The organism is Ralstonia sp. ASV6 (assembly GCF_016429285.1).
Lineage (GTDB): Bacteria > Pseudomonadota > Gammaproteobacteria > Burkholderiales > Burkholderiaceae > Ralstonia > Ralstonia flaminis.
Window position 1 is genome coordinate 1 of sequence record NZ_JAELUI010000187.1, and the last position, 8,658, is coordinate 8,658.

Here is an 8,658-nt window from a genome sequence, read left to right on the forward strand (position 1 = left end):
TAGTGCGGATTCCCGTGTGAAAGTAGGTCATCGCCAGGCTCTCCCATAAAACACCCCAGCTCCACCCGAGCTGGGGTGTTTGCTTTTACGCGTGCAAAACGCGCTTCCCATCTCTTCTGCGCTGCCCTAAGCGCCCAAGCACCAGACCACAAAAAAGCCACCGATCCCGGTGGCTTTTACGCTTGCACAACACCCCCTCAGCCCCGCGCCAGGTACCTCTGTACCAACCTCACCCAGTACGTCGCCCCCAACGGCAGCAACTCATCGTTGAAGTCGTAGCTCGGATTGTGCAGCATGCACGGGCCTAAACCGTGGCCTTGCTCCCGGTGGTCGCCGTCACCATTGCCGATGAAGGCAAAGCAGCCAGGCTTCTCGATCAGCATGAAGGAGAAGTCCTCGGCGCCCATGGTCGGGTCGATGTCAGCATCCACGTTGTCTGCGCCTACCAGTTCACGCATGACTTGCGCTGCGAATTGTGTTTCCGCCTCGCTATTGACCGTGGGCGGGTAGTTGCGATGGAAGGCGAAATCGATCGTGCAGTCGTAAGCCGAGGCGATTCCCTTGGAGACTTCCTCCATGCGGCGCTCGATCAGGTCGAGAACTTCCGTGGAGAACGTGCGTACCGTGCCGCCGATCCAGGCTTCATTCGGGATGATGTTGGTGGCGTCGCCGGCGTGAAACTGGGTCACAGACAGGACAGCCGTGTCGATCGGACGTTTGTTGCGGGTGATGATGCCCTGCAGAGCCGAAACGACTTGCGCGCCGACGAACACCGGGTCGTTACCGTTGTGCGGCAGCGCGGCGTGTGCACCCTTGCCCTTGATCGTGATGCGGAATTCGTTGCTCGACGCCATCAGCGCACCGACGCGCGTGCCGAACGCTCCGACCGGCACGCCCGGCCAGTTGTGCAAGCCAAACACGGCGTCGCACGGGAAGCGCTCGAACAGGCCGTCCTTGATCATCTCGCGTGCGCCGCCACCACCTTCTTCGGCTGGCTGGAAGATCAGATGCACCGTGCCGCTGAAGTCACGGTGCTTGGCAAGGTAGTGTGCCGCACCAAGCAGCATGGCCGTGTGGCCGTCGTGGCCACATGCGTGCATCTTGCCTTCGTGCTTGGAGCGATGCGCAAACTGATTGACCTCGGCTAGCGGCAACGCGTCCATATCGGCGCGCAGGCCGATGCGCTTGCCCTCGCCGTTGCGGATGACACCAACCAGCCCGGTCTTGCCCAGACCACGATGGACTTCGATGCCCCACTCGGTCAGCTTGGCGGCGACCAAGTCGGAGGTGCGTTGCTCTTCGAAACAGAGTTCGGGATGTGCGTGGATATCGCGTCGCAGCGCCTGGATTTCGGGCTGCGCGGCTTGGATCTCTGGAATCAGCTTCATTGGGATACTCGTGTTCTGGCTGAAAGGTCTCAATCACGTTCGATGATACGCCGAAGGGCAATCTTCGGCCCACCGCACACGCGCGTGCGCCGCATGCATGTCGCCGTTGCATTCGCTCGTCACATGGAACGCTTCCTGCTTTTCACCCTCGCCCATGCAATTACGTCCCTGTTTTCGGAGGTTTCCTGAGGGGCGGCATAGGGAGATGCACCAATTTGTGGCGCCGCACATTGCCGAGCGCATGTGCGCGTCGCTATAGTCGGCGCGAGCGTTCTTCAGAAGCGCCGCCGCGCCGTCAGCGAAATCGATCCATCGATTCCTTCTTGGGGAGAAGAGCCGTGACCATGATTCGGACCTTGCGGCGTGTGGCCGCTGTGATGTGCGTGGCGGGATGTGTGATGGCGGGGGCCAGCCCGCAGGCGCTGGCTGCGGATCTGAAGATCGGCATGAGCTCGCCGCCGACGTCGATGGACCCGCACTTCTACAACCTGTTCTCGAACATCAACGTGTCGGAGCACATGTTCGAGTGCCTGGTGAAGATGGACGCCGATAGCCACATCATTCCCGGCTTGGCCGCGTCGTGGCGGATGGTCAACAACCTGACCTGGGAATTCAAGCTGCGCCCCGGTGTGAAGTTTCACGATGGCAGCGAACTGACCAGCGAAGACGTCGCATGGTCGCTTGATCGCCCGGCCACGATCCTCAACAGCCCGGGCAAGTTCGACACGTACACCAAGGCGATCATCAACAAGAAGATCATCGACAAGTACACGATCCAGTTGACGACATCGCAGCCGTATCCGCTGATGCTGTCGGACCTGACATCGGTGTTCATCGTGCAGAAGAAGGCGACGCAGGGGCTGTCGAGTGACGACTTTGCGCAAGGCAAGGGCATGATCGGCACGGGGCCGTTCAAGTTCGTCAGCTACGCGCGCGATGACCGTGTCGAGTTGGTGCGCAATGACCAGTACTGGGGCCCGAAGCCTGCGTGGGAGCACGTGACGCTGCGCTTCATCCCGAACGGAGCGACGCGCATCGCGGCGCTGCTGTCGGGGGATGTGCAAGCCATTGAGAATGTGCCGACGCCCGACCTGGCGCGTGTGCGCGGGGATGCGTCGCTGAACTTCTTCTCGAAGATCTCGCACCGCGTCATCTATCTGTATACGGATGATAAACGCGATCAATCGCCGTACGTGACGGGCAAGGACGGCAAGCCGCTCGACAAGAATCCGTTGAAGGACCCGCGCGTACGCCGCGCGATGAGCATGGCGATCAATCGCCAGGGCATCAAGGACCGCATCATGGAAGGCCTGTCCGAGCCGACCAACAACCTTGTGCCGCCGCAACTCTTCGGCCACAACCCGAACCTGAAGACACTCAAGTACGATCCGGAAGGCGCGAAGAAGCTGCTGGCCGAGGCGGGTTACCCCGACGGTTTCGGCATCACGCTGCAGACGCCCAACAACCGCTACGTGAACGACGAGAAGATTGCGCAGACCATTGCGCAGAACCTCACGCGCATCGGCATCGTGACCCGTGTGGAAGGCATGCCGATGGCGACGTTTGCGGCCAAGAGCATCCGGCATGAATACTCATTCGGCCTGGTGGGATGGGGTGCGCAGACAGGCGAAGTCAGCTCGCCGCTGCGTGCGCTGGTAGCGTGCGAGGATTCCAAGACGGGCTTCGGCACGGTCAACTGGGGCCAGTACTGCAACCCGAAGATGGACGCCGTCCTGACAAAGGCGCTCTATACGATGGACGATGGCGAGCGCTCCAAGCTGCTGCAGGAAGCGACGGCCATTGTGGTGGATGACGGCGGCATCATCCCGGTCCACTTTCAGGTGACGACCTGGGCGGCACGCAAGGGCATCACATACACGCCGCGCACGGACGAACGCACCTACGCGCACGGCTTCAAGCCGCAATAACCCTCTTTCCACAGAACGGGCCCTACATGCTGGTATTCCTGATCCGAAGGTTGCTGGAATCCGTGGCGGTGCTGTTGGTGATGTCGATTCTGGTGTTCCTGGGCGTGTACGCCATTGGCAACCCGGTCGACATCCTCATCAACCCGCAGGCTGACCAACAGGACATCGCCCGGACGATTGCCGCGCTGGGGCTCGACAAGCCGCTGTGGGAGCAATACCTGTACTTCCTGAACGGGGCTCTGCACGGCAACCTGGGCGTGTCGTTCGCGCAGGGCACGCCCGCGCTCAAGCTGATCTTCGAGCGCATGCCGGCTACGTTTGAGTTGGCCATCTTTGCCATCCTGCTGTCGATCGTGCTGGGTATCCCGCTTGGCCTGTGGGCGGGGCTGCGCCCGAACGGTGTGGCCAACCGCACCATCATGACAATCTCGATCCTGGGCTTTTCGCTGCCGACGTTCTGGGTCGGGCTGATGCTCATCATGGTGTTTGCGGTGCAGCTCGGCTGGCTGCCGTCCAACGGGCGTGGCGAGACGCGCCTGCTGCTTGGCGTGCCGGTGAGCTTCCTGACACTCGACGGCATCCGCCATCTGATCCTGCCGGGCGTGACGCTATCGCTGCTGAATATCGCGATGGTGATTCGTCTGACGCGCGCGGGCACGCAGGAGGCCATGCTGCAGGACTACGTGAAGTTCGCGCGTGCAAAGGGCTTGTCGAACACGCGTATCGTCGGTGTGCATGTGCTCAAGAACATCCTGATCCCGATCGTGACGGTGGTGGGGCTGCAGTTCGGCTCGGTGATCGCGTTCTCCATCGTGACCGAGTCGATCTATGCGTGGCCGGGCATGGGCAAGCTCATCATCGATTCGATCCAGTTGCTCGACCGGCCCGTGATCGTCGCCTACCTGCTGGTGATCGTGGCGCTGTTCATCCTCATCAACCTGGTGGTCGATCTCGTCTATGGCGTGCTCGACCCGCGCGTGCGCCTGTCTGAAAGCCGGGGCTGATATGACGACTTCCGCTACTCCCGCCGCAAAATCGGCTGCTGAAGAGACGCCGCTGCGCCGCTTCGTGCGGCAGTTCTGCACCAGCCGCATCGCCGTGATTGGTGTGATCGTGCTGGCCATCATCATCGTGCTGGCGATTTTTGCGTCGTGGATTGCGCCGCAGAATCCGTATGACCTCGCCAAGTTGGACGTGCTCGATTCGCGGCTCGCGCCCGGTGAGAAGGCCTCCGATGGCATGACCTTCCTGCTCGGCTCGGATGACCAGGGCCGCGACATCCTCTCCGCCATCCTTTATGGGCTGCGCATCAGCGTGGGCGTGGGCGTGGTGAGCACGGTGTTCGCGCTGGTACTGGGCACAACGCTCGGGCTGATTGCCGGCTTTGCAGGCGGGCGCATCGAATCGCTCATCATGCGCGTTGCCGATCTGCAGCTCTCCTTTCCGCCGATCCTGCTGGCGCTGATTCTGCTCGCGCTGCTCAAGCCGGGCATCACGAATATCGTGATCGCGCTGGTCGCGGTGCAATGGGCGTACTACGCGCGCACCACGCGCAGCGCGGCACTGGTCGAGCGCAGACGTGAGTACATCGAGGCCGCGCAGGTGCTGGGCCTGCCGCCGTCGCGCATCATGTTCCGGCATCTGCTCCCGAACTGTCTGCCTCCGCTCATCGTGATTGCTGCGCTGCAGGTCGCCTCGGCCATCACGCTGGAGGCGACACTGTCGTTCCTGGGGCTGGGCGTGCCGATCACCGAACCATCGCTGGGCTTGCTGATCGCCAACGGGTTCCAGTACATGCTGTCGGGCAAGTACTGGATCAGCTTTTTTCCCGGGCTGGCGCTGCTCGTGACCATCGTGTCGATGAACCTGGTATCCGACCAGCTCCGCGACGTGCTCAACCCGCGCCTGCAGACCCTATGACGACCGCCAACAGCAAACCGACGCTCGTCGTCGAGGGCCTGCAAACGCAATTCACTACGCGCGGTGGCATCGCACGAGCGGTGGATGATGTGTCCTTTACCGTCGGCCGCGGCGAGATCATGGGCCTGGTCGGCGAATCCGGCTCGGGCAAGTCGATGACGGGCTACTCCATCATGGGCTTGATCGACGAGCCAGGCCGCGTGGTTGGCGGGCGGATCGAGCTGACCGGCCGCGACGGCGTCACGCATGATTTGCGCGCGCTGTCTGCCCGCCAGATGCGCGACATGCGCGGCAACCGCATCGCCATGATCTTTCAGGACCCGATGATGACCCTGAACCCGGTCCTGCGGATCGACACGCAGATGATCGAGGCCGTGCAGGCGCATCAGCGCGTGAGCAAAACCCAGGCACGCGACATGGCGCGCACGGCGCTGGCGAGGGTCGGCATTCCGTCGCCGGACGAGCGGCTGACGGCGTACCCGCATCAATTCTCGGGTGGCATGCGTCAGCGTGTGGCGATCGCCATTGCGCTGCTCAACAAGCCGGATCTCATCATTGCAGACGAACCGACCACGGCGCTGGACGTGACGATCCAGGGGCAGATTCTGGCCGAGGTGCAGGCACTGTGCCGCGAGAGCGGGACGGCGCTGATCTGGATCACGCACGATCTGTCGGTGGTGGCCGGCCTGGCAGACAGCGTGTGCGTGATGTATGCCGGCCGCATTGTCGAGCAGGGCAGCGTGCGGCAGGTGCTGGAGGCACCGCGCCATCCGTACACGTTTGGGCTGATTGCCTCGGCGCCCTCGCGCAACCCGCGCGGTGCGCCGCTGCGGCAGATTCCGGGCATGACACCATCGTTGCTGGCGCTGCCCAGCGGCTGTGCCTTTCGCGAGCGCTGCGCGTTCGCTACCGACGTCTGCAAGCAGGCACCGATGCTTGAGACGCTCGACGACGGCCGCGCACTGCGCTGTTTCCATCCCGTGACCATTCGCCCCGAGGAGACCGCCGCATGAACGCGATGCATCCTGAACACGATGCTGCTGCGGTGATCCAGGCCACGCCCAGCGCGGCGGTGCCCATCCTCTCGCTGCAGGGCATGTCCAAGCGCTTCGTCAAGGGCTTGGATCTCTCGTCACGCATCGCCAACTGGTTCGGCGCGGGCCTGACGCAAGAGGTGGTGCACGCGGTGGACCATGTCGACCTGGACATCGCTGTGGGTGAGGTGGTTGGGCTGGTGGGCGAGTCGGGCTGCGGCAAATCCACGCTCGGCCGACTGGCCGTCGGTCTGCACAAACCAACCGCCGGCACACGGTTGTGGAAGGGCGTCGATCTCGATCGTCTACCGCCCGAGCGCCGCCGCGAGAAGCAGCTCGCCATCCAGATGATCTTTCAGGACCCGTACGCATCGCTCAACCCACGCATGCGCGTGCAGGACATCGTAGGCGAGGCGCCCGTCGTGCATGGCATGGTCGAGGCAGCGGCACAGCGCGACTACGTGGCCGAGATGCTGACGCGCGTCGGCTTGGACCCCAGCCTCATGCGGCGCTTTCCACACCAGTTCTCGGGCGGGCAGCGGGCACGCATCGGCATTGCACGGGCGCTGGCGGTCAAGCCGGAATTCCTCGTCTGCGATGAGTCGGTGGCGGCGCTGGACGTGTCGATCCAGGCGCAGGTGCTGAACCTGTTCATCCGCCTGCGCGAGCAACTGAACCTCACGTACCTGTTCATCAGCCATGACCTGGGCGTGGTTAAGCACGTGAGCGACCGGGTGGTCATCATGTACCTCGGCCGTGTGGTGGAGTCTGCGCCCACGGAAGCGATCTTTGCGTCGCCCAATCATCCCTACACACAAGCGTTGCTGGCTGAAGCGCCTAAACTGGAGGTTCGCAAGAAGACCTACGTGGCGATCTCGGGCGAGATTCCCTCGCCGCTGCATCCGCCTGCGGGCTGCCATTTCCACCCGCGCTGCCCACATGCCATGCCGCGCTGCAAGTCCGAACAGCCTGCGCTCAAGGAGATTGCCCCGCTGCGGTTTTCAGCCTGCCATCTGAACGACCAGTCTTAGAGCCCTCGCATCATGCCCGCCGACGCAATTTCCGCTGCGCTGCAACCATCCGACGATGTCCTGCAACTGATCCGCACGCTGGTGGCGTTCGACACCGTCAGCCGCAACTCCAATCTTGGCTTGATCGAATGGGTGCGCGACCGCCTGCGTGCACAGGGCGCCGACTGCCGCCTGACGTATGACGCCACCGGCGGCAAGGCCAATCTGTTTGCCACGCTGTCGCCGGGGCGCAAGCCTGGGCTGGTGTTGTCGGGGCACACGGATGTGGTGCCTGTGGACGGCCAGCCGTGGGACACCAACCCGTTCGACGCCCAGCTTCGCGATGGCCGTCTGTATGGGCGTGGCACGGCCGACATGAAGAGCTTCATTGCTGTTGCGCTCGCGCACGTTCCCGACTTCATGGCGGCGGAGGGTGACGCCAGCTTCCATCTCTCCCTCTCGTACGACGAGGAGATCGGCTGCGTGGGCGTGCGCAGCCTGCTGCGCGATCTGGAAGCCAACGGCATCCAGCCCGCCGGCTGCATTGTCGGTGAGCCAACTTCGATGCGCGCCATCATCGCGCACAAGGGCAAGCGCGAATACCGCTGCTGCGTGCGCGGCAAGGAGGCGCACTCCGCGCTGACGCCGCAGGGCGTGAACGCCATCGAGTTTGCCGCGCTGCTGATTGCACACATTCGCTCGCTGGCGGCGCGCATGGCGGCAGAGGAGGCGCGCGATGCCGCTTTCGTTGTGCCGCACACCACGCTCAATACCGGCACCATCAAAGGCGGTATTGCCACCAACGTGGTGCCGCGCGATTGCGAATTCACCTTCGACTTCCGCTACTTGCCGGGCACCGATCCGGACTGGCTGTTTGGCGAAGTCGAACGCTATGCGCACGACACGCTGCTGCCGCAGATGCGCAAGATTTCCGGCGACGCCGACATCAGCTTTGCCATCAAGGCCAACACGCCGGGCCTGTCGATTGCGCCATCGCACGAACTTGTGGCGCTTGCGCAAGCGCTGGCCGACAGTCGTGGCGCCAAGCCTGGCAAGGTCGACTACGGCACCGAGGCGGGCTTGTTCTCGCGTGCCGGTATCCCGACGGTGGTGTGCGGCCCCGGCAATATCGAGCAGGCGCACAAGCCCAACGAATACATCGAGTTGTCGCAGATCGCGCAGTGCGAGGCCTTTATGCGGCGGCTCGCACAGCGGCAGCCGCAGTTGCAGACCGCTTGAGCGCGGGCCGCCGGGGAGTGTCAGGATTTCCGTGTTCAAGGCTGGGGTTGAGAATCACACGGACGGTCGAACGAATCGATCTGCATAGAGGATAGCGAATTGGTTCATAGCGTCCTTCCAAGCGAGACCGGGGCGGTTC

Annotated in this window: 7 protein-coding genes; 6 read left to right on the forward strand and 1 reads right to left on the reverse strand. The window is 63.2% G+C overall.

Going from position 1 to position 8,658, the window contains the following annotated elements; genetic code table 11:
• Positions 1-197: 197 nt before the first annotated feature.
• On the reverse strand, positions 198-1,388 hold the full coding sequence (locus JHD73_RS24845) for a M20 aminoacylase family protein (RefSeq protein ID WP_199032840.1): 1,191 nt from the start codon (positions 1,386-1,388) through the stop codon (positions 198-200).
• 377 nt (positions 1,389-1,765) lie between these two features.
• Between JHD73_RS24845 and JHD73_RS24850 the strand changes: the two genes are divergently transcribed.
• The 6 genes from JHD73_RS24850 to argE are packed head-to-tail and all read left to right on the forward strand — an operon-like array spanning position 1,766 to position 8,519.
• Positions 1,766-3,316 (forward strand): ABC transporter substrate-binding protein, encoded by a 1,551-nt coding sequence (locus tag JHD73_RS24850; RefSeq protein ID WP_368735558.1) that lies wholly within the window; start codon positions 1,766-1,768, stop codon positions 3,314-3,316.
• A gap of 26 nt (positions 3,317-3,342) precedes the next feature.
• The gene (locus JHD73_RS24855) at positions 3,343-4,320 is read left to right on the forward strand and encodes an ABC transporter permease (protein ID WP_199032841.1); all 978 of its coding nucleotides are present in this window, start codon (positions 3,343-3,345) and stop codon (positions 4,318-4,320) included.
• A 1-nt stretch (position 4,321) separates the two neighbouring features.
• Positions 4,322-5,236: an ABC transporter permease gene (locus JHD73_RS24860; RefSeq protein ID WP_199032842.1), complete on the forward strand. Its 915-nt coding sequence runs from the start codon at positions 4,322-4,324 to the stop codon at positions 5,234-5,236.
• Complete coding sequence (locus JHD73_RS24865) at positions 5,233-6,249, forward strand: ABC transporter ATP-binding protein (protein WP_199032843.1); 1,017 nt, start codon at positions 5,233-5,235, stop codon at positions 6,247-6,249. Before JHD73_RS24860 ends, JHD73_RS24865 begins: the two co-directional genes overlap by 4 nt.
• Complete coding sequence (locus tag JHD73_RS24870) at positions 6,246-7,301, forward strand: ABC transporter ATP-binding protein (protein ID WP_199032844.1); 1,056 nt, start codon at positions 6,246-6,248, stop codon at positions 7,299-7,301. The genes JHD73_RS24865 and JHD73_RS24870 overlap by 4 nt, the downstream gene beginning before the upstream one ends.
• A 12-nt stretch (positions 7,302-7,313) precedes the next feature.
• Entirely contained in the window at positions 7,314-8,519 is a 1,206-nt protein-coding gene (gene argE, locus JHD73_RS24875) for an acetylornithine deacetylase (RefSeq protein WP_199032845.1), read from the forward strand.
• The last annotated feature ends 139 nt before the right edge of the window (positions 8,520-8,658 follow it).